The sequence below is a fragment of the Streptomyces sp. NPDC051636 genome (assembly GCF_044453765.1).
GTDB lineage: Bacteria > Actinomycetota > Actinomycetes > Streptomycetales > Streptomycetaceae > Streptomyces.
This window is the reverse complement of record NZ_JBITDA010000020.1, coordinates 45,875-66,402: the sequence shown is the minus strand read 5'-3', so window position 1 is coordinate 66,402 and position 20,528 is coordinate 45,875. Positions and strand designations below refer to the sequence as shown.

Annotated in this window: 18 protein-coding genes; 3 read left to right on the top strand and 15 right to left on the bottom strand. The window is 68.8% G+C overall.

Annotated features, from left to right (window positions below; translation table 11 throughout):
- Positions 1 to 195 precede the first annotated feature (195 nt).
- Positions 196 to 798 (top strand): Uma2 family endonuclease, encoded by a 603-nt coding sequence (locus ACIBBH_RS29180; protein ID WP_399409642.1) that lies wholly within the window; start codon positions 196 to 198, stop codon positions 796 to 798.
- Between the two features lie 68 nt (positions 799 to 866).
- Here ACIBBH_RS29180 and nuoN read toward each other — a convergent pair whose 3' ends face one another.
- Genes nuoN through ACIBBH_RS29110 form a run of 14 tightly spaced genes read right to left on the bottom strand, consistent with a single transcriptional unit; the run spans position 867 to position 16,930 of the window.
- Positions 867 to 2,516, bottom strand: coding sequence for an NADH-quinone oxidoreductase subunit NuoN (gene nuoN, locus ACIBBH_RS29175; RefSeq protein WP_399409640.1), 1,650 nt, complete (start codon positions 2,514 to 2,516; stop codon positions 867 to 869).
- On the bottom strand, positions 2,513 to 4,084 hold the full coding sequence (locus ACIBBH_RS29170) for an NADH-quinone oxidoreductase subunit M (protein ID WP_399409638.1): 1,572 nt from the start codon (positions 4,082 to 4,084) through the stop codon (positions 2,513 to 2,515). The genes nuoN and ACIBBH_RS29170 overlap by 4 nt, the downstream gene beginning before the upstream one ends.
- 5 nt (positions 4,085 to 4,089) lie before the next feature.
- Complete coding sequence (gene nuoL, locus ACIBBH_RS29165) at positions 4,090 to 6,036, bottom strand: NADH-quinone oxidoreductase subunit L (protein WP_399409636.1); 1,947 nt, start codon at positions 6,034 to 6,036, stop codon at positions 4,090 to 4,092.
- Between the two features lie 15 nt (positions 6,037 to 6,051).
- Positions 6,052 to 6,351, bottom strand: a complete 300-nt coding sequence (gene nuoK, locus ACIBBH_RS29160; RefSeq protein WP_028420845.1) for an NADH-quinone oxidoreductase subunit NuoK — start codon at positions 6,349 to 6,351, stop codon at positions 6,052 to 6,054.
- Positions 6,348 to 7,190 (bottom strand): NADH-quinone oxidoreductase subunit J, encoded by an 843-nt coding sequence (locus ACIBBH_RS29155; protein ID WP_399409634.1) that lies wholly within the window; start codon positions 7,188 to 7,190, stop codon positions 6,348 to 6,350. The genes nuoK and ACIBBH_RS29155 overlap by 4 nt, the downstream gene beginning before the upstream one ends.
- Complete coding sequence (nuoI, locus tag ACIBBH_RS29150) at positions 7,187 to 7,837, bottom strand: NADH-quinone oxidoreductase subunit NuoI (RefSeq protein ID WP_399409632.1); 651 nt, start codon at positions 7,835 to 7,837, stop codon at positions 7,187 to 7,189. The genes ACIBBH_RS29155 and nuoI overlap by 4 nt, the downstream gene beginning before the upstream one ends.
- Entirely contained in the window at positions 7,830 to 9,194 is a 1,365-nt protein-coding gene (gene nuoH / locus ACIBBH_RS29145) for an NADH-quinone oxidoreductase subunit NuoH (RefSeq protein ID WP_399409630.1), read from the bottom strand. Before nuoH ends, nuoI begins: the two co-directional genes overlap by 8 nt.
- Positions 9,191 to 11,695: an NADH-quinone oxidoreductase subunit G gene (locus tag ACIBBH_RS29140; protein WP_399409628.1), complete on the bottom strand. Its 2,505-nt coding sequence runs from the start codon at positions 11,693 to 11,695 to the stop codon at positions 9,191 to 9,193. Before ACIBBH_RS29140 ends, nuoH begins: the two co-directional genes overlap by 4 nt.
- On the bottom strand, positions 11,692 to 13,041 hold the full coding sequence (nuoF, locus tag ACIBBH_RS29135) for an NADH-quinone oxidoreductase subunit NuoF (protein WP_399409626.1): 1,350 nt from the start codon (positions 13,039 to 13,041) through the stop codon (positions 11,692 to 11,694). Before nuoF ends, ACIBBH_RS29140 begins: the two co-directional genes overlap by 4 nt.
- Positions 13,038 to 13,910: an NADH-quinone oxidoreductase subunit NuoE gene (gene nuoE, locus ACIBBH_RS29130; RefSeq protein ID WP_399409624.1), complete on the bottom strand. Its 873-nt coding sequence runs from the start codon at positions 13,908 to 13,910 to the stop codon at positions 13,038 to 13,040. The genes nuoF and nuoE overlap by 4 nt, the downstream gene beginning before the upstream one ends.
- Positions 13,907 to 15,244, bottom strand: a complete 1,338-nt coding sequence (locus ACIBBH_RS29125) for an NADH-quinone oxidoreductase subunit D (protein ID WP_399409622.1) — start codon at positions 15,242 to 15,244, stop codon at positions 13,907 to 13,909. Before ACIBBH_RS29125 ends, nuoE begins: the two co-directional genes overlap by 4 nt.
- Complete coding sequence (locus tag ACIBBH_RS29120) at positions 15,241 to 16,005, bottom strand: NADH-quinone oxidoreductase subunit C (RefSeq protein ID WP_399409621.1); 765 nt, start codon at positions 16,003 to 16,005, stop codon at positions 15,241 to 15,243. The genes ACIBBH_RS29125 and ACIBBH_RS29120 overlap by 4 nt, the downstream gene beginning before the upstream one ends.
- Positions 16,002 to 16,556, bottom strand: coding sequence for an NADH-quinone oxidoreductase subunit B family protein (locus tag ACIBBH_RS29115; protein WP_143628055.1), 555 nt, complete (start codon positions 16,554 to 16,556; stop codon positions 16,002 to 16,004). The genes ACIBBH_RS29120 and ACIBBH_RS29115 overlap by 4 nt, the downstream gene beginning before the upstream one ends.
- Before the next feature lie 14 nt (positions 16,557 to 16,570).
- Entirely contained in the window at positions 16,571 to 16,930 is a 360-nt protein-coding gene (locus tag ACIBBH_RS29110) for an NADH-quinone oxidoreductase subunit A (RefSeq protein ID WP_007383963.1), read from the bottom strand.
- A gap of 719 nt (positions 16,931 to 17,649) precedes the next feature.
- Between ACIBBH_RS29110 and ACIBBH_RS29105 the strand changes: the two genes are divergently transcribed.
- The gene (locus tag ACIBBH_RS29105; protein ID WP_399409618.1) at positions 17,650 to 18,459 is read left to right on the top strand and encodes a C40 family peptidase; all 810 of its coding nucleotides are present in this window, start codon (positions 17,650 to 17,652) and stop codon (positions 18,457 to 18,459) included.
- 125 nt (positions 18,460 to 18,584) lie between these two features.
- Positions 18,585 to 19,268 carry a peptide deformylase gene (gene def, locus ACIBBH_RS29100; protein WP_399409617.1) on the top strand — a complete coding sequence of 228 codons (684 nt, stop codon included), beginning with the start codon at positions 18,585 to 18,587 and terminating at the stop codon, positions 19,266 to 19,268.
- On the opposite strand, the gene ACIBBH_RS29095 is transcribed toward def, so the two are convergent.
- On the bottom strand, positions 19,234 to 20,517 hold the full coding sequence (locus ACIBBH_RS29095; RefSeq protein ID WP_399409615.1) for a geranylgeranyl reductase family protein: 1,284 nt from the start codon (positions 20,515 to 20,517) through the stop codon (positions 19,234 to 19,236). The genes def and ACIBBH_RS29095 overlap by 35 nt on opposite strands.
- Positions 20,518 to 20,528: the final 11 nt, after the last annotated feature.

The following is a 20,528-nucleotide window of genomic DNA, read 5'->3' as shown; positions in this document are numbered from 1 at the left end:
GTCCCCCGTACGTCGTCCCTCGACCACTGCGTCCACCATAGGTGCCCGCACCGACAGGACCGGAGTTATCCACAGGCCTGCCCCGGGCGCTGCACGTCAAGGACACGGACGTCGTTCACACGTTCGCGGAAGACCTGCCCGTTTCCGGCGGATAGTCTGAACGGACCGGCGAGACTCCGTCCCATGGGAGCACTGATGAGCGTCGCACCGAAGGCGTCCACGCCCAGCTGGCCGACCCCGCCGGAAGGCGGCTGGACCGCCGACGACCTGGACCGCCTCCCGAATCTTCCTCCGCACACGGAATTGATCGACGGGAGCCTGGTCTTCGTGAGTCCGCAGACCATCTTTCACGAGCGCACCATCGACTTCTTCAAGTGGCAGCTCCAGTCGCTGGCACCCGCAGACCTCGAGGTGTTCCGCGAGTTCACCATCGACCTGGATCACCAGAACCGCCCCGAACCGGACGTGGTCGTCGTACGCGGAGACGTGGTCGAGGACGCGGACCAGACCCGCTTTCCGGCAAAGGCCGTCGTCCTCGCCATCGAGGTCGTCTCCGAGGACTCCGTCTCCCGTGACCGCGAGACCAAGCCCCTGAAGTACGCCAGAGCCAGGATTCCCCACTACTGGCGGGTCGAGAACGAGAAGGGTCGCGCCGCGGTGCACACCTTCGAGCTGGAACCCACCACCGGCGCGTACACCAGCACCGGCATCTTCCGCGAGCGGATGAAGATGGATGTCCCGTTTCCGGTGGACCTGGACCTGACGGCGATCAGGGCGCGCCGGGACAAGGATCAGTGACCCCGTACACACGCCGCTGCCCGGCCCCCTGACGAGGGGGCCGGGCAGCGGCGCACACGAAGACCGGGTCAGCGCACGAACACCCCCGCCTGGCTCGCCAGGTCCAGGAAGTACTGCGGCGCCACACCGAGCACCAGCGTCACCGCCACGCCCACGCCGATCGCCGCCATCGTCAGCGGCGACGGCACGGCCACTGTCGGCCCCTCGGGCTTGGGCTCGCTGAAGAACATCAGCACGATCACGCGGATGTAGAAGAACGCCGCGATCGCCGAGGAGATCACACCGATCACGACCAGCGGGACCGCGCCGCCCTCCGCCGCCGCCTTGAACACGGCGAACTTCCCGGCGAACCCGGAGGTCAGCGGAATGCCCGCGAAGGCCAGCAGGAACACCGCGAACACGGCCGCCACCAGCGGCGAGCGGCGGCCCAGCCCCGCCCACTTGGACAGGTGCGTCGCCTCACCGCCGGCGTCGCGCACCAGGGTCACCACCGCGAACGCGCCGATCGTCACGAACGAGTACGCGGCCAGGTAGAAGAGGACGGAGGACACGCCGTCCTTCGAGGTCGCGACGACACCCGCGAGGATGAATCCGGCGTGCGCGATGGACGAGTACGCCAGCAGCCGCTTGATGTCGGTCTGGGTGATCGCGACGATCGCACCGCCCAGCATGGTGATGATCGCGACGGCCCACATGACCGGCCGCCAGTCCCAGCGCATCCCGGGCAGCACGACGTACAGCAGCCTCAGCAGCGCGCCGAACGCCGCCACCTTGGTCGCCGCCGCCATGAAGCCGGTCACCGGGGTCGGCGCGCCCTGGTAGACGTCGGGCGTCCACATGTGGAACGGCACCGCGCCGACCTTGAACAGCAGGCCCATCACCACCATCGCGGCACCGATCAGCAGCAGCGCGTCGTTGCCCATGGTGTTGGCCAGCGCCGGGTCGACGTTGGTGACCGTGCCGTCGACGACCTGCGCGATCGTCGCGTACGACACCGAGCCCGCGTATCCGTACAGCAGCGCGATGCCGAACAGGGTGAACGCCGAGGCGAACGCGCCGAGCAGGAAGTACTTGACCGCGGCCTCCTGCGACATCAGCCGCTTGCGGCGGGCGAGCGCGCACATCAGGTACAGCGGCAGGGAGAAGACCTCCAGGGCCACGAACAGTGTCAGCAGGTCGTTGGCCGAGGGGAACACCAGCATGCCGGCGACCGCGAACAGCAGCAGCGGGAAGACCTCGGTGGTGGTGAAACCGGCCTTCACGGCGGCCTGCTCGCTGTCGCTTCCCGGCACCGACGCGGCCTGTGCCGCGAAGGAGTCCACCCGGTTGCCGTCTGCCGCCGGGTCGAGCCGCCGTTCGGCGAAGGTGAACAGGCCGACCAGACCGGCCAGCAGGATCGTGCCCTGCAGGAACAGCGACGGTCCGTCGACCGCGATCGCGCCCATCGCCGCGATGTGCGCCTTGGTGGTGCCGTATCCGTCGGCCGCGAGGGCGACGACCGTGGCGAAGGCGGCGCACAGTGCGACGGCGGACACGAACACCTGCGCGTAGTAGCGGGACTTGCGCGGGACGAACGCCTCGACCAGCACCCCGACGATCGCCGCACCGACGACGATCAAGGTGGGTGACAATTGTCCGTATTCGATCTTCGGCGCGTCGATCTTCGAGATCGGGTCGGCCGCGGTTGTCCACAGGCTGTGGACGGCTGCTGCGCTCACTTGGCCGCCTCCACCTCGGGCTTGGGATCGGTCTTGTGTACGTCGGACATGGTCTGCTTGACCGCCGGGTTGACGATGTCCGTCACGGGCTTCGGGTAGACGCCCAGGAAGATCAACAGCACGATCAGCGGGGCCACGACCACCAGCTCGCGCGCGCGGAGGTCCGGCATGGCGGAGACCTCAGGCTTCACCGGGCCCGTCATCGTCCGCTGGTAGAGGACGAGGGTGTAGAGCGCGGCGAGCACGATGCCGAAGGTGGCGATGACACCGATCGCCGGGTAGCGCGTGAACGTGCCGACCAGCACCAGGAACTCACTCACGAACGGCGCGAGCCCAGGCAGCGAGAGCGTCGCCAGGCCGCCGATCAGAAACGTGCCGGCGAGCACCGGGGCGACCTTCTGCACGCCCCCGTAGTCCGCGATGAGCCGCGAACCGCGCCGGGAGATCAGGAAGCCCGCCACCAGCATCAACGCGGCCGTGGAGATGCCGTGGTTGACCATGTAGAGCGTCGCCCCGGACTGGCCCTGGCTGGTCATCGCGAAGATGCCCATGATGATGAAGCCGAAGTGCGAGATCGACGCGTACGCGACCAGCCGCTTGATGTCCCGCTGGCCGACCGCGAGCAGCGCCCCGTAGACGATGCTGATCAGCGCCAGTACCAGGATGACGGGCGTCGCCCACTTGCTCGCCTCCGGGAACAGCTGGAGGCAGAAGCGGAGCATCGCGAAGGTGCCCACCTTGTCGACGACCGCGGTGATGAGCACGGCGACCGGGGCGGTGGCCTCCTGCATGGCGTTGGGCAGCCAGGTGTGCAGCGGCCACAGCGGCGCCTTCACCGCGAAGGCGAAGAAGAAGCCGAGGAACAGCCAGCGTTCGGTGCTGGTCGCCATGTGCAGCGAGCCGTTGACACGGGCCTGCGCGATCTCCGTGAGCGAGAAGTTCCCCGCGACCACATAGAGACCGATCACCGCGGCCAGCATGATCAGCCCGCCGACCAGGTTGTACAGCAGGAACTTCACCGCCGCGTACGACCGCTGTGTGGACGCCGCCTCCTCGCCGTGCTCGTGGGCACGGTCGCCGAAGCCGCCGATGAGGAAGTACATCGGGATGAGCATGGCTTCGAAGAAGATGTAGAAGAGGAAGACGTCGGTGGCCTCGAAGGAGATGACCACCATCGCCTCGACGGCCAGGATCAGCGCGAAGAAGCCCTGGGTGGGCCGCCAGCGGCGGCTGCCGGTCTCCAGCGGGTCGGCGTCGTGCCAGCCCGCGAGGATGATGAACGGGATCAGCAGGGCGGTCAGCGCGATGAGAGCCACCGCGATGCCGTCGACGCCCAGCTCGTACCGGACCCCGAAGTCCTTGATCCAGGCATGGGACTCGGTGAGCTGGTAGCGGGCGCCGTCCGGGTCGAAGCGGACCAGGACGACGATCGCCAGGACGAACGTGGCGAGCGCGACCAGCAGCGCCAGCCACTTGGCGGCGGTGCGCCGCGCGGCCGGTACGGCGGCCGTGGCGACCGCCCCGACGGCCGGGAGCGCCGCCGTCGCTGTCAGCAGAGGAAAGGACATCGGTATCAGACCGCCCTCATCAGCAGGGTCGCGGCGACCAGGAGTGCCGCACCGCCGAACATCGAGACCGCGTAGGAGCGCGCGAAGCCGTTCTGCAGCCGGCGCAACCGTCCGGAGAGACCTCCGAAGGTGGCCGCGGTGCCGTTGACGACCCCGTCGACCAGGGTGTGGTCGACGTACACCAGGGAGCGCGTCAGGTGCTCTCCGCCGCGCACCAGGACGACGTGGTTGAAGTCGTCCTGGAGCAGGTCGCGCCGGGCGGCCCGGGTGAGCAGCGACCCGCGCGGGGCGACGACCGGGACGGGCTTGCGACCGTACTGCGCGTACGCGATGGCGACGCCGATGACCAGGCACACCATGGTCGCGCCGGTGACCGTCCAGGCACTGACCGGCGAGTCGCCCTCGCTGTGGCCGGTGACCGGCTCCAGCCAGTGCAGGAAGCGGTCGCCGATGCTGAAGAAAGCGCCGCCGAAGACCGAGCCGACGGCCAGCAGGATCATCGGGATCGTCATGACCTTCGGCGACTCGTGCGGGTGTGGCTCAGCGTGCTCTCCACGGTGCTCGGCCGCGGGCTCCGCGCTCGGAGCTTCCGGAGAGCGAGTGGGTTGGTTCTTCCAACGCTCCTCTCCGAAGAACGTCATCAGCATCACGCGCGTCATGTAGAACGCCGTGATGGCCGCGCCCAGCAGGGCCGCGCCGCCGAGGATCCAGCCCTCGGTGCCGCCCTTGGCGAAGGCCGCCTCGATGATCTTGTCCTTGGAGAAGAAGCCGGACAGGCCGGGGAAGCCGATGATGGCGAGGTAGCCGAGGCCGAAGGTGACGAAGGTGACCGGCATGTACGTGCGCAGGCCGCCGTACTTGCGCATGTCGACCTCGTCGTTCATGCCGTGCATGACCGAACCGGCGCCGAGGAACAGCCCGGCCTTGAAGAAGCCGTGCGTCACCAGGTGCATGATCGCGAAGACGTAGCCGATGGGGCCGAGGCCCGCGGCCAGCACCATGTAGCCGATCTGCGACATCGTCGAACCGGCCAGCGCCTTCTTGATGTCGTCCTTCGCGCAACCGACGATCGCACCGAACAGGAGCGTGACCGCGCCGACCACGGTGACCGCGAGCTGCGCGTCGGGCGCCGCGTTGAAGACGGCTCCGGAGCGGACGATCAGGTAGACGCCCGCGGTCACCATCGTCGCGGCGTGGATGAGGGCCGAGACCGGGGTCGGGCCCTCCATCGCGTCCCCGAGCCAGGACTGCAGCGGCACCTGGGCGGACTTGCCGCAGGCGGCGAGCAGGAGCATCAGGCCGATGGCGGTGAGCTTGCCCTCGGACGTGTCACCGGTGTGGCTGAGGACCGGCCCGAAGGCGAAGGTGCCGAACGTCGTGAACATCAGCATGATCGCGATCGACAGACCCATGTCGCCGACGCGGTTGACCAGGAAGGCCTTCTTCGCCGCGGTGGCCGCGCTGGGCTTGTGCTGCCAGAAACCGATCAGCAGGTAGGAGGCGAGACCGACGCCCTCCCAGCCGACGTACAGCAGCAGGTAGTTGTCGGCGAGGACGAGCAGCAGCATCGCCGCGAGGAACAGGTTCAGGTAGCCGAAGAAGCGGCGGCGCCGCTCGTCGTGCGCCATGTACCCCACGGAGTACAGGTGGATCAGCGAGCCGACGCCGGTGATCAGCAGCACGAAAGTCATCGACAGCTGGTCGAGGCGGAAGGTGACGTCCGCCTGGAAACCGGCCACCGGGACCCAGCTGAACAGGTGCTGGATCAGGGTGCGGTGTTCGGCTCCCTTGCCGAGCAGGTCGGCGAAGAGGAGCAGGCCGAACACGAAGGAGACGGCCGACAGGAGCGTGCCGATCCAGTGGCCGACGGCGTCCAGACGCCGGCCGCCGACCAGCAGGACGGCCGCTCCGAGCAGGGGCGCCGCGATCAGCAGCGCGATCAGGTTCTCCACGATTCTCCCGACCCCTTACAGCTTCATCAGGCTGGCGTCGTCGACCGAGGCCGAGTGGCGGGTGCGGAACAGCGACACGATGATCGCCAGACCGACGACGACCTCGGCGGCGGCGACGACCATCGTGAAGAAGGCGATGATCTGGCCGTCGAGATTGCCGTGCATCCGGGAGAAGGCGACGAACGCGAGGTTGCAGGCGTTGAGCATCAGCTCGATGCACATGAACACGACGATCGCGTTCCGCCTGATGAGCACGCCGGTCGCGCCGATCGTGAACAGAAGTGCCGCGAGATACAGGTAGTTGACGGGGTTCACTTCGACGCCTCCTCGGCCCGCTTGAAGTTCGCCGGCTCGATCGCCCTGCGCTCCAGGCGCTCCTCCGCGCGCTGCTCCAGGGCCCGCAGGTCGTTGAGCGCCTCCGCCGACACGTCCCGGATCTGGCCGCGTTCGCGCAGCGTCTTGCTGACCGTGAGCTCGGACGGGGTGCCGTCGGGCAGCAGGCCCGCGATGTCGACGGCGTTGTGCCGGGCGTACACGCCGGGCGCGGGCAGCGGCGGGATGTACTTCCCCTCGCGCACCCGCTGCTCGGACAGCTCTCGCTGGGTCTTGGCGCGCTCGGTGCGCTCCCGGTGCGTGAGCACCATGGCGCCGACGGCGGCCGTGATGAGCAGGGCACCGGTGATTTCGAAGGCGAAGACGTACTTGGTGAAGATGAGGGACGCCAGGCCCTCCACGTTGCCGTTCGCGTTCGCCTGGCCGGTGCCGTTGAACTCCTTCAGGGAGGCGTTGGCGATCCCGGCGAACAGCAGGACGCCGAAGCCGACCCCGCACAGCAGGGCCAGCCAGCGCTGGCCCTTGATGGTCTCCTTCAGCGAGTCCGCGGCCGTGACGCCGACCAGCATCACCACGAACAGGAACAGCATCATGATCGCGCCGGTGTAGACGACGATCTGCACGATGCCCAGGAAGTAGGCGCCGTTGGCGAGGTAGAACACCGCCAGAACGATCATGGTCCCGGCCAGACACAGCGCGCTGTGCACGGCCTTCTTCATGAAGACGGTGCACAGGGCGCCGATCACGGCGACGGTGCCGAGGACCCAGAACTGGAAGGCCTCTCCGGTGGAGGTGGAGTAGGCGGCGAGTTGCGCGGTCATCGGCCGATCACCTTCTCCGAGGCGGGTTCGCCCTCACCGAAGGTCGAGGAGGCCTCCTGGGGCACCTCGCCCTTGGAGCGGGCCACCTGCCGTACGGTGCCGGGCGCGGCCTCCGTCACCAGACCCTGGTAGTAGTCCTGCTCGTCCATGCCCGGATAGATGGCGTGCGGCGAGTCGACCATGCCCTCCTCGAGGCCGGCGAGCAGCTGCTCCTTGGTGTAGATGAGGTTGGCGCGGCTGGAGTCGGCCAGCTCGAACTCGTTGGTCATCGTCAACGCGCGCGTGGGGCAGGCCTCGATGCACAGGCCGCACAGGATGCAGCGGGCGTAGTTGATCTGGTAGACGCGGCCGTACCGCTCACCCGGCGAGTAACGCTCCTCGTCGGTGTTGTCGGCGCCCTCCACGTAGATGGCGTCGGCGGGGCAGGCCCAGGCGCACAGCTCGCAGCCGACGCACTTCTCCAGGCCGTCCGGATGGCGGTTGAGCTGGTGCCGTCCGTGGAACCGCGGAGCCGTGGTCTTCTTCTGCTCCGGGTACTGCTCGGTCAGCCGCTTCTTGAACATGGCCTTGAAGGTCACGCCGAAACCGGCCACTGGGTTCTGGAAACCGGGCTTGGACTGCCCGGCCTCCTGGGGCTCCTCAGCCATCGGACGCCTCCTTTCCATCCGAAGATCCGTCACTGACAGTGTCCGGGCCGCCACTGACAATCAGCTCCCGCTCGCGGCGCGAACGGCGCCTCGGCACCGGCGGCAGCTCCTGTCCGGGCAGCGGCGGCACGGGGAATCCGCCGGCCATCGGGTCGAACCCGGCGGGCTGGGCGGCGGGCGGCTCGGCCGTCTTCGCCTTGTCGCGGAAGATGTCGGCCACGAAGGACAGCAGGAGCAGGGCCAGGACACCACCCCCGACGTAGAGGGCGATGTCGGCGAAGTCGTAGTTCTCGTTCCTGAGGGTCCGCACGGTCGCGACGAGCATCAGCCACGTCACGGAGACCGGGATGAGGACCTTCCAGCCGAGCTTCATCAGCTGGTCGTAGCGCACGCGCGGGAGGGTGCCGCGCAGCCAGATGAAGAAGAACAGCAGCAACTGCACCTTGATGACGAACCAGAGCAGCGGCCACCAGCCGTGGTTCGCGCCCTCCCAGAAGGCGCTGACCGGCCACGGGGCCCGCCAGCCGCCGAGGAAGAGCGTCGTCGACACGGCAGAGACGGTCACCATGTTGACGTACTCGGCGAGCATGAACATCGCGAACTTGATCGACGAGTACTCGGTGTTGAAACCACCGACCAGGTCACCCTCGGACTCCGGCATGTCGAACGGGGCGCGGTTGGTCTCGCCGACCATCGTGACGATGTAGAGGATGAAGGAGACCGGCAGCAGGACGATGTACCAGCGGTCGTGCTGCTGCTCGACGATCGTCGACGTCGACATCGACCCCGAGTAGAGGAACACGGAGGCGAACGCGGCGCCCATGGCGATCTCGTACGAGATCATCTGCGCGCAGGAGCGCAGGCCGCCGAGCAGCGGATAGGTGGATCCGGAACTCCAGCCCGCCAGCACGATGCCGTAGATGCCGACGGAGGCGATCGCGAGGATGTAGAGCATCGCGATCGGCAGGTCGGTGAGCTGCATCGTGGTGCGGTGGCCGAAGATCGAGATCTCGTTGCCGGCCGGTCCGAAGGGGATCACCGCGATCGCCATGAAGGCCGGGATGGCCGCGACGATCGGCGCGAGGACGTACACCACCTTGTCCGCGCGCTTGACGATGAGGTCTTCCTTGAGCATCAGCTTCACGCCGTCGGCGAGCGACTGGAGCATGCCCCAGGGGCCGTGCCGGTTGGGGCCGATGCGCAGCTGCATCCAGGCGACGACCTTGCGCTCCCAGACGATGGAGAACAGCACGGTCACCATCAGGAAGGCGAAGCAGAACACGGCCTTGACGACGACCAGCCACCAGGGGTCGCGGCCGAACATCGAGAGGTCTTCAGCGGCGAGGTACGGGCTCATGCCTCCACCTCCTTGGGGGCCTCGCCGGCGAGGGCCGCCGGGCCGATGCGGACGAGGGAACCGGGTCGGGCCCCGGTGTCGGAGGCGACGCCGCCGCCTACGGAGTTCAGCGGAAGCCAGACCACCCGGTCGGGCATCTCGGTGATCTGGAGCGGGAGTCCGACCACCCCGGCGGGTCCGGTCACGGCGAGGACGTCGCCGTCCTCGACGCCCGCCTCGGCGGCCGTCGCGGGCGACACACGCGCGCGTGCCGCGTGCCGGGTCCCGGCGAGTGCCTCGTCGCCCTCCTGGAGCACACCCTGGTCGAGCAGCAGCCGGTGCCCGGCCAGCACGGCCTCACCGGCGGCCGGACGCGGCAGCACACCCGCGGTCTCCAACGGCTCGGATGCCCGCGGCCCGTCCCAGGAGCCGAGCCGGTCGATCTCGGCGCGCGTGGTGCGCAGATCCGGCAGACCGAGATGTACGTCCATGGCGTCGGCCAGCATCTGCAGCGCCCGCGCGTCGGTCGGCGCCGGGCGGCGGGTCATCTGGTCGGGCTTGAGCGCGGCCTCGAAGAAGCGGACCCGCCCCTCCCAGTTGAGGAAGGTGCCCGGCTTCTCGGCGACCGCGGCGACGGGGAGCACGACGTCGGCGTGCTCGGTGACCTCGCTGGGCCGCAGCTCCAGCGACACCACGAAACCGGCCTCGGACAGCGCCTCACGCGCGCGTGCCGGATCCGGCAGATCGGCGACCTCCACGCCCGCGACCAGCAGGGCCTGGAGTTCACCGCTCGCGGCGGCCTCGATGATCTGGCCGGTGTCGCGGCCGTAGCGGTGCGGGAGTTCGGCCAGACCCCAGACCGCGGCCACCTGCTCACGCGCGCGCGGGTCGGTCGCCGGACGCCCGCCCGGCAGCAGCGACGGCAGCGCGCCCGCCTCGATCGCGCCGCGCTCCCCGGCCCGCCGCGGGATCCACGCCAGCTGGGCGCCGGTCGCGGCGGCGGCCCGTACGGCGGCGGTGAGGCCACCGGCGACCGAGGCCAGCCGCTCGCCGACGACGATCACCGCACCCTCGGCGCGCAGCGCTTCGGCGGCCTGGGCTCCGGCGTCCTCCAGGCCGACACCGCTCGCCAGCGCGTCCAGCCACTCGGTCTCGGTGCCGGGAGCGGCCGGCAGCAGCGTGCCGCCCGCCTTCTCAAGGCCGCGCGTGGCATGCGTGGCCAGCGAGAACACCTTCTGCTTGCGCTTGCGCCAGGCCTTGCGCAGCCGCAGGAAGACGCCGGGGGCCTCTTCCTCCGACTCGAACCCGACCAGCAGGACGGCGGGCGCCTTCTCCAACGCGGTGTACGTGACGCCCGTACCGTCGAGGTCACGGCCGCGGCCGGCCACCCGGGCCGCCAGGAAGTCGGTCTCCTCGCTGCTGTGCACGCGCGCGCGGAAGTCGATGTCGTTCGTGTCGAGGGCCACGCGCGCGAACTTGCTGTAGGCGTAGGCGTCCTCGATGGTCAGCCGGCCGCCGGTCAGGACACCGGTCCTGCCGCGCGACGCCAGGAGACCCTGAGCGGCGATCTGCAACGCGTCCGGCCAGGAGGCCGGTTCGAGCTCGCCCTCGGCGCCTCGTACCAGCGGCGTGTCGAGCCGGTCCTTCTGCTGCGCGTACCGGAACGCGAAGCGGCCCTTGTCGCAGATCCACTCCTCGTTGACCTCGGGGTCGTTGGCGGCGAGCCGCCGCATGACCTTGCCGCGCCGGTGGTCCGTGCGGGTCGCGCAGCCACCGGAGCAGTGCTCGCAGACGGACGGCGAGGAGACCAGGTCGAAGGGGCGGGAGCGGAAACGATAGGCCGCCGAGGTCAGCGCGCCCACCGGGCAGATCTGGATGGTGTTGCCGGAGAAGTACGACTCGAAGGGGTCGCCCTCACCGGTGCCGACCTGCTGGAGCGCGCCCCGTTCCAGCAGCTCGATCATCGGGTCGCCCGCGACCTGGTTGGAGAACCGGGTGCAGCGGGCGCACAGCACGCACCGTTCGCGGTCGAGCAGCACCTGCGTGGAGATCGGGACGGGCTTCTCGAAGGTCCGCTTCCTGCCGCCGAAGCGGGACTCCGCGTTGCCGTGCGACATCGCCTGGTTCTGCAGCGGGCACTCGCCGCCCTTGTCGCAGACGGGGCAGTCCAGCGGGTGGTTGATGAGCAGCAGCTCCATCACGCCGTGCTGGGCCTTCTCGGCGACCGGCGAGGTCAGGTGGGTCTTCACCACCATTCCGTCCGTGCACGTGATAGTGCAGGACGCCATGGGCTTGCGCTGGCCCTCGACCTCGACGATGCACTGGCGGCAGGCGCCGACCGGATCGAGGAGGGGGTGGTCGCAGAAGCGCGGGATCTCGATGCCGAGCTGTTCGGCGGCCCGGATGACCAGGGTGCCCTTGGGCACGCTGATCTCGATGCCGTCGATCGTCAGCGTGACGAGGTCTTCCGGCGGGACCGCCGCCTCTCCCCCTCCCGAGGGGGCGTTGGTGGTCACGGTCATGCGGTCACCTCCGGGCGGTCGGCCCAGGCCGTGGACTTCGCCGGGTCGAAGGGGCAGCCCCGGCCGGTGATGTGCTGCTCGTACTCCTCACGGAAGTACTTGAGCGAGGAGAAGATCGGCGAGGCGGCGCCGTCGCCGAGGGCGCAGAAGGACTTGCCGTTGATGTTGTCGGCGATGTCGTTCAGCTTGTCGAGGTCGGACATGACGCCCTTGCCGGCCTCGATGTCGCGCAGCAACTGCACCAGCCAGTATGTTCCTTCGCGGCAGGGCGTGCACTTGCCGCAGGACTCGTGGGCGTAGAACTCGGTCCAGCGGGTGACGGCGCGCACGACGCAGGTCGTCTCGTCGAAGCACTGCAGTGCTTTCGTGCCCAGCATGGAACCCGCGGCGCCCACTCCTTCGTAGTCAAGAGGGACGTCGAGGTGCTCGTCGGTGAACATCGGCGTCGAGGAGCCGCCCGGCGTCCAGAACTTCAGCCGGTGCCCGGGGCGCATCCCGCCGCTCATGTCGAGGAGCTGGCGGAGCGTGATGCCGAGCGGGGCCTCGTACTGACCGGGGCCGGCGACATGGCCGCTGAGCGAGTAGAGCGTGAAGCCCGGGGACTTCTCGCTGCCCATCGACCTGAACCAGTCCTTGCCGTTTTTCAGAATGGCGGGAACCGACGCGATGGACTCGACGTTGTTCACAACAGTCGGGCACGCATAGAGGCCCTCGACAGCGGGGAAGGGGGGACGCAGCCGCGGTTGACCACGGCGGCCTTCGAGCGAGTCGAGCAGTGCGGTCTCCTCACCGCAGATGTACGCGCCCGCGCCCGCGTGCACGGTGAGTTGGAGGTCGAGTCCGCTGCCCAGGATGTTCTCGCCGAGGTAGCCCGCCGCGTAGGCCTCGCGCACGGCCTCGTGCAGCCGCCGCAGAACGGGGACGACTTCACCACGCAGATAGATGAAGGCATGCGACGACCTGATGGCATAACACGCGATGACGATGCCCTCGATGAGGCTGTGCGGGTTGGCGAAGAGGAGCGGGATGTCCTTGCAGGTTCCGGGCTCCGACTCGTCGGCGTTGACAACCAGATAGTGCGGTTTTCCATCTCCCTGGGGAATGAACTGCCACTTCATTCCCGTCGGGAACCCCGCGCCGCCTCGCCCGCGCAGACCGGACTCCTTGACGTACGCGATCACGTCGTCCGGTGACATGGCGAGCGCCTTGCGGAGCCCCTCGTACCCTTCGTGCCTCTTGTAGACGTCCAGTGTCCAGGACCTGTCCTCGTCCCAGAAGGCCGACAGCACGGGTGCGAGCAGCTTCTCCGGGCTGGTGTCCTTGAGTTCGGCAGCCACGCTCATCACTCACCCTCCTCGGCGGTAGGCCCTGCCGGGTGGGCCGGGTCGGAGGCCGATGTGTCCTGCGGTGCGTCGTGTGAACTGAGGTGTTCGGCCGGCGACGGCTCGTGCACCGTCCGGTCCTGCGGTTCGTCGTGCGGTCCGCCGTCCCGCGGATGCACCACCCGCGCGGGTGCGGTCTCTCCCCTTGCCAGGCGAAGGCCCACCAGCGAAGCGGGTCCCGCGCTGCCGCTTTCCTCGACGGCCCCGGGCCGCTCGTCGGGGAAGCCCGCCAGGATCCGGGCGGTCTCCTTGAAGGTGCACAGACGTGCCCCGCGGGTGGGCTCGACGGGCCGTCCCGCGCGGAGGTCGTCGACCAGGCGCGTGGCGCTCGCCGGGGTCTGGTTGTCGAAGAACTCCCAGTTCACCATCACGACCGGCGCGTAGTCGCAGGCCGCGTTGCACTCGATGTGCTCCAGGGTGACCTTGCCGTCGTCGGTGGTCTCGCCGTTGCCGACGCCCAGGTGCTCCTGCAGCGTCTCGAAGATCGCGTCGCCGCCCATCACCGCGCACAGCGTGTTGGTGCACACCCCGACCTGGTAGTCACCGGACGGCTTGCGCCGGTACATGGTGTAGAAGGTGGCGACCGCGGTGACCTCGGCCGTGGTCAGGTCCAGCATGTCCGCGCAGAACCGCATCCCGGTGCGCGTGACGTGGCCCTCCTCCGACTGCACCAGGTGCAGCAACGGCAGCAGGGCCGAGCGGGAGTCCGGGTAGCGGGCGATGATCTCGCGCGCGTCCGTCTCCAGCCGGGCTCGGACGTCGTCCGGGTAGCCGGGCGCGGGCAGTTCGGGCATGCCCAGGCTGACGCCCCGCTCCGAAGAAGAGGTGGTCACCGGTCGACGCCTCCCATCACGGGGTCGATGGACGCGACGGCGACGATGACGTCGGCGACCTGGCCGCCCTCGCACATCGCCGCCATGGCCTGCAGGTTGGTGAAGGACGGGTCGCGGAAGTGGACCCGGTAGGGGCGGGTGCCGCCGTCGGACACGGCGTGCACCCCGAGCTCGCCCTTGGGCGACTCGACGGCCGCGTACGTCTGTCCCGGCGGGACGCGGAAGCCCTCGGTGACCAGCTTGAAGTGGTGGATCAGGGCCTCCATGGAGGTGCCCATGATCTTCTTGATGTGGTCGAGGGAGTTGCCGAGGCCGTCCGGTCCGAGGGCGAGCTGGGCGGGCCAGGCGATCTTCTTGTCGGCGACCATGACCGGGCCGGGCTGCAGCCGGTCCAGGCACTGCTCGACGATCCTGAGCGACTGGCGCATCTCCTCCAGGCGGATCAGGAAGCGGCCGTAGGCGTCGCAGGAGTCGGCGGTCGGGACGTCGAAGTCGTACGTCTCGTAGTCGCAGTACGGCTGCGTCTTGCGCAGGTCGTGCGGCAGGCCGGTGGCGCGCAGGATCGGTCCGGTGGCGCCGAGGGCCATGCAGCCGGCCAGGTCCAGGTAGCCGATGTCCTGCATACGGGCCTTGAAGATGGGGTTCCCGGTGGCGAGCTTGTCGTACTCCGGGAGGTTCTTCTTCATCTTCTTCACGAACTCGCGGATGTGGTCCACCGCGCCGGGCGGCAGGTCCTGCGCGAGTCCGCCGGGGCGGATGTACGCGTGGTTCATCCGCAGGCCCGTGATGAGCTCGTAGATGTCGAGAATCATTTCACGATCACGGAATCCGTAGATCATGATCGTGGTGGCGCCGAGCTCCATCCCGCCGGTGGCGATGCACACCAGGTGGGAGGACATCCGGTTCAGCTCCATCAGGAGCACCCGGATGATCTTGGCCCGCTCGGTGATCTGGTCCTCGACGCCGAGGAGCTTCTCCACGGCGAGGCAGTAGGCGGTCTCGTTGAAGAAGGACGTCAGGTAGTCCATGCGCGTCACGAACGTGGTGCCCTGCGTCCAGGTCCGGTACTCGAGGTTCTTCTCGATGCCGGTGTGGAGATAGCCGATGCCGCAGCGGGCCTCGGTGACCGTCTCGCCCTCGATCTCCAGGATCAGGCGGAGCACTCCGTGGGTGGAGGGGTGCTGGGGGCCCATGTTGACGACGATGCGCTCGTCGTCGGCGCGGGCCGCGGACTGGACGACCTCGTCCCAGTCGCCACCGGTGACCGTGTAGACGGTGCCCTCGGTGGTCTCGCGTGCCGACGCGGCGGACGCGGCTGCTGACTGCGTGCTCACGAGTACGACCTCCGCTGGTCCGGAGCCGGAATCTGGGCGCCCTTGTACTCGACGGGGATGCCGCCGAGGGGGTAGTCCTTGCGCTGCGGGTGGCCCTGCCAGTCGTCCGGCATCATGATCCGGGTCAGGGCCGGGTGGCCGTCGAAGACGATCCCGAAGAAGTCGTAGGTCTCGCGCTCGTGCCAGTCGTTCGTCGGGTAGACGGAGACCAGCGACGGGATGTGCGGGTCGCTGTCGGGGGCGCTGACCTCCAGGCGGATCAGCCGGTTGTGGGTGATCGAGCGCAGGTGGTAGACGGCGTGCAGCTCGCGGCCCTTGTCGTGCGGGTAGTGGACGCCGCTGACGCCGGTGCACAGCTCGAAGCGCAGGGCCGGGTCGTCGCGCAGGGTCTGGGCGACGCGGAGGAGGTGCTCGCGCTCGACGTGGAAGGTCAGCTCGCCGCGGTCGACGACCGTCTTCTCGATCGCGTTCGCGGGGAGCAGGCCCTGCTCCTCCAGCGCCCCCTCGAGCTCGTCGGCGACCTCGTCGAACCACCCGCCGTAGGGGCGGGTCGCCGGTCCCGGGAGTCGGACCGAGCGGACCAGGCCGCCGTAGCCGGAGGTGTCGCCGCCGTTGCTGGCGCCGAACATGCCGCGCTGGACGCGGATCTCCTCGCCGCCCTGGCCGGGTCGGCCGGGGAGGTTGGAGGCGGCCAGGTCCTTCTCGGGGTTCACCCCGTTCGCGGACCCGTTCGCGCCGTTGGTGCCGTTCGCGTCGCTCACCGCAGCAGCCCCTTCATCTCGATCGTGGGCAGGGCCTTGAGCGCCGCCTCCTCCGCCTCGCGGGCCGCCTCCTCGGCGTTCACGCCGAGCTTGGCGGACTGGATCTTCTGGTGGAGCTTGAGGATCGCGTCCATCAGCATCTCGGGGCGGGGCGGGCAGCCGGGCAGGTAGATGTCGACCGGGACGATGTGGTCGACGCCCTGGACGATCGCGTAGTTGTTGAACATGCCGCCGGAGGAGGCGCAGACGCCCATGGAGATCACCCACTTCGGGTTGGGCATCTGGTCGTAGACCTGCCGGAGCACCGGCGCCATCTTCTGGCTGACCCGGCCCGCGACGATCATCAGGTCCGCCTGCCGCGGCGAGCCGCGGAAGACCTCCATGCCGAAGCGCGCCAGGTCGTAGCGGCCGGCTCCGGTGGTCATCATCTCGATGGCGCAGCAGGCGAGGCCGAACGTGGCGGGGAAGACGGACGCCTTGCGCACCCAGCCCGCGGCCTGCTCGACGGTGGTGAGCAGGAAACCGCTCGGCAGCTTTTCTTCGAGTCCCATGTCCTAAAGGCCCCTCAGTCCCATTCCAGACCGCCGCGCCGCCACACGTACGCGTAGGCGACGAAGACGGTGAGCACGAAGAGCAACATCTCCACGAGCCCGAAAACACCCAGGGCGTCGAAGGTGACGGCCCAGGGATAGAGGAAGACGATCTCGATGTCGAAGACGATGAAGAGCATCGCCGTCAGGTAGTACTTGATGGGGAAGCGCCCGCCGCCGGCCGGCGTGGGGGTCGGCTCGATACCGCACTCGTAGGCCTCGAGCTTGGCGCGGTTGTACCGCTTCGGACCGATCAGCGTGGCCATGACCACGGAGAAGATCGCAAAGCCTGCCCCGAGGGCTCCCAGTACGAGGATGGGCGCATACGCGTTCACCGCTCCTCGCTCCTCTCAGTCGGCACTGACTGCTGGCGGTTGCATCGGACCATCCACCTCACCGGTCCCACGAACCCCGCTCGATCCGGGCGAAGATCGAGAACATGTGAAGCAGGTCACAAGCCCGACTGCCTCGCATCTTATGCCCGCCGCTCTGTGATCTGCGACACGGCGTATTGCACAAGCTTTGTGATCTCCACCACCTGACGAAGGATCATGAAGTCGGACGAGCGGTGATCTTCGCACCGGAAGCGTTCGAGCGATCACCACAGGTGACATTTTCGCTCGTCATCGCAGGCCGGAGGGTGCGTCTCCATATCAAGAGACTTCCTTTGCATGCAAATTCGCCTTGGACGTCACGTCCTGTTAGAGACCCTCGTTCACACATCAGAGGGAGGCGCGGGGCGAGGTGTGGACGCGTGCACGCGTTCACGAGCGAGACGCGGTCCTCGCGGTGACCGTTCCGTGACCTCCGCCACATCCGTGCGAGTCGCCCAAGAGCCGGGCTTGGCCACCGAAGGCAACCGATGGTAAGCGGAGGGCAATTCGGACGTAATCATGAAAACCCATGATCAACGGCTTGATCAGCCGCGTCCGCAATGTCCGTTACGGCGTCAATAAAGAAAGACACGCCCGGCATTCGGGGCCTCGATTGAGCAACTGTGGCGCAGCACACGTTTCTTGAAGATATGAAGGAGCCCCTGGTACCGCTTGTTCCCATGTCCCACACCGCTCACATACGCAGCCACCGGAAGCCCCGCCGCAGCGCGTCGAAAATCGCGATGCGGGCCGGCGTTGCCGGTGGCGTCCTCAGCACCCTGGCAGTGGCCGGGGCGTCCGGCGCGGCGAACGCGGCCGAGCCGGTGACGCAGACCCTTGAACTGCCCACCCTGACGGCCGACGTGGCCGCCCAGGTCGCCCAGTCCGCGGACGCCACACAGCAGGCCGCCGCGAACTACGAGCTGCAGGCCGAGCGTGACGCGGCCGCCGCAAAGGCCGCGAAGCAGGCCAAGGCGGACCTAGCGGAGGCGAAGAAGAAGGCGGAGGCCAAGAAGAAGGCCGCGCAGGAGGCCGCCCGCAAGGAGGCCGCCGCCCGCGCCTCCCGCAACTCCGAGCGGACCACCCTCGCCGCCACGGCGGACACCAGCACCTCCACGAGCACGTCCACGGCCACCGGTTCGGCCGCGGCGGTCGTCTCCTTCGTCAAGGCGCAGGTCGGCAAGGCCTACGTCTCCGGCGCCACCGGCCCGTCCGCCTACGACTGCTCCGGCCTGGTGCAGACCGCCTTCAAGCAGGTGGGCATCAGCCTGCCGCGCGTCTCGCAGGACCAGTCGACCGCCGGCACCCAGGTCTCGCTGAGCAACCTGCAGCCGGGCGACATCCTCTACTGGGGCAGCGCGGGCAGCGCGTACCACGTGGCGGTGTACGTGGGCGACGGCATGTTCGTCGGCGCGCAGAACCCCTCCACCGGCGTCGCCGAGAAGCCGCTGTCGTACGACCCGCCGACCGGTGCCGTGCGGGTGCTCTGACGGCATCCCCACCCCTCGCTTGAAGGGCCGCAGCCGCTCGGGGGCAGCGGCCCTTCAAGGTCTCCTGGGATGCTCGGTTCGGGCCGGACCCTCCGGCCCGTCCACGAGACGATGGAGAACAAGTCATGCCAAGCGTGTTCGTACAGGGGCATCCCGTCCCGTCCTACCCGCCGCTCGCGCCCGAGGCCCGGCGCGGGTCGGTGCGCCGCATCACCGAGACCGGTGAAGAGGTCCTGCACAAGCCCTGCCGGGACGTCACCGAGTTCGGGCCCGACCTCGCCGCGCTCATCGACGACATGTTCCTCACGATGTACGTCGCCGACGGCGCGGGGCTCGCGGCGAACCAAGTAGGGGTCGATCTGCGGCTGTTCGTGTACGACTGCCCCGACGATGAAGGTGTCCGACATGTCGGATACATCGTCAACCCGGTGCTCGAGCCCCTCGACCCGGCCGGCCGGCGGCTGCTCGACGAAAGTGAGGGGTGCCTGTCGGTGCCGGGTGCCGTCATGGACGTACCGCGCCCGGACCGGGCGGTCGTGCGCGGGCAGGACAAGGACGGCAACCCGCTCGTCATCGAGGGCACGGGGTACTTCGCGCGCTGCCTCGCCCACGAGACCGACCACACCAACGGCCATGTGTACCTGGACCGGCTCTCGAAGCGGGAGCGGAAGGAAGCGCTGCGGCAGGTGGCGGACCGGCGGGAGGACGTGTTCGCCCGCCGGTCCGCCAACGCGGAGGCCCTGAGCCGGGCCCTGGACGGGGCCCAGAAGACCCTCACGCCTTCGGCGCCACCTTGCTCAGCCCGTTGATGATCCGGTCCATCGCGTCGCCGCCCGTCGGGTCGGTGAGGTTGGCCAGGAGCTTCAGGGTGAACTTCATCAGGAGCGGGTGGGTCAGGCCGCGCTGGGCGGCGATCTGCATGACCTTCGGGTTGCCGATGAGCTTCACGAAGGCGCGGCCCAGCGTGTAGTAGCCGCCGTAGGTGTCCTTGAGGACGCGCGGGTAGCGCTGCAGGGCCAGTTCGCGCTGGCCGGGCGTGGCCCGCGCGTGGGCCTGGACGATGACGTCGGCGGCGATCTGGCCGGACTCCATGGCGTAGGCGATGCCCTCGCCGTTGAAGGGGTTCACCAGGCCGCCGGCGTCGCCGACGAGCAGCAGGCCCTTGGTGTAGTGCGGCTGGCGGTTGAAGGCCATCGGGAGGGCGGCACCGCGGATCGGGCCGGTCATGTTCTCCGGCGTGTAGCCCCAGTCCTCCGGCATGGAGGCGCACCAGGCCTTCAGGACCTCGCGCCAGTCGAGTTCCTTGAAGGAGTCCGAGGTGTTCAGCACGCCCAGACCCACATTGGACGTCCCGTCGCCCATGCCGAAGATCCAGCCGTAGCCGGGCAGGAGGCGGTCCTGAGCGCCGCGGCGGTCCCAGAGTTCCAGCCAGGACTCCAGGTAGTCGTCGTCGTGGCGCGGGGAGGTGAAGTACGTACGGACCGCGACGCCCATCGGGCGGTCCTCGCGGCGGTGCAGGCCCATCGCGAGGGACAGGCGGGTGGAGTTGCCGTCGGCGGCGACGACGAGCGGCGCGTGGAAGGTGACTTCGCGCTTCTCCTCGCCGAGTTTGGCCGTCACGCCGGTGATGCGGCCGGTGCGGTCGTCGATGACGGGCCCGCTGACATTGCAGCGCTCGTACAGTCGCGCCCCCGCCTTCTGGGCCTGCCGGGCGAGCTGCTCGTCGAAGTCGTCGCGCTTGCGGACCAGGCCGTAGTTCGGGAAGGAGGCGAGATCAGGCCAGTCCAGCTGGAGCCGGGAGCCACCGCCGATGATCCTGAGGCCCTTGTTGCGGAGCCAGCCGGCCTCCTCGGAGATGTCGACGCCCATCGCCACGAGCTGCTTGACGGCGCGCGGGGTGAGTCCGTCGCCGCAGACCTTCTCCCTCGGGAACTCGGTCTTCTCCAGCAGGAGTACGTCGAGTCCGGCCCTGGCGAGGTGGTACGCGGTGGTGGAGCCGGCTGGCCCCGCGCCCACGACGATCACATCGGCTGTGTTTTCGGAGAGGGGCTCGGTCACGACGGGATCTC

Coding starts and splice junctions, on each gene's coding strand:
- nuoI (WP_399409632.1), bottom strand. CDS start 7,837: ATGGCTGAGGAGCCCCAGGAGGCCGGGCAGTCCAAGCCCGGTTTCCAG.
- ACIBBH_RS29180 (WP_399409642.1), top strand. CDS start 196: ATGAGCGTCGCACCGAAGGCGTCCACGCCCAGCTGGCCGACCCCGCCG.
- ACIBBH_RS29115 (WP_143628055.1), bottom strand. CDS start 16,556: ATGGGACTCGAAGAAAAGCTGCCGAGCGGTTTCCTGCTCACCACCGTC.
- def (WP_399409617.1), top strand. CDS start 18,585: ATGCCAAGCGTGTTCGTACAGGGGCATCCCGTCCCGTCCTACCCGCCG.
- ACIBBH_RS29105 (WP_399409618.1), top strand. CDS start 17,650: ATGTCCCACACCGCTCACATACGCAGCCACCGGAAGCCCCGCCGCAGC.
- ACIBBH_RS29170 (WP_399409638.1), bottom strand. CDS start 4,084: ATGTCCTTTCCTCTGCTGACAGCGACGGCGGCGCTCCCGGCCGTCGGG.
- ACIBBH_RS29155 (WP_399409634.1), bottom strand. CDS start 7,190: ATGACCGCGCAACTCGCCGCCTACTCCACCTCCACCGGAGAGGCCTTC.
- nuoH (WP_399409630.1), bottom strand. CDS start 9,194: ATGAGCCCGTACCTCGCCGCTGAAGACCTCTCGATGTTCGGCCGCGAC.
- ACIBBH_RS29140 (WP_399409628.1), bottom strand. CDS start 11,695: ATGACCGTGACCACCAACGCCCCCTCGGGAGGGGGAGAGGCGGCGGTC.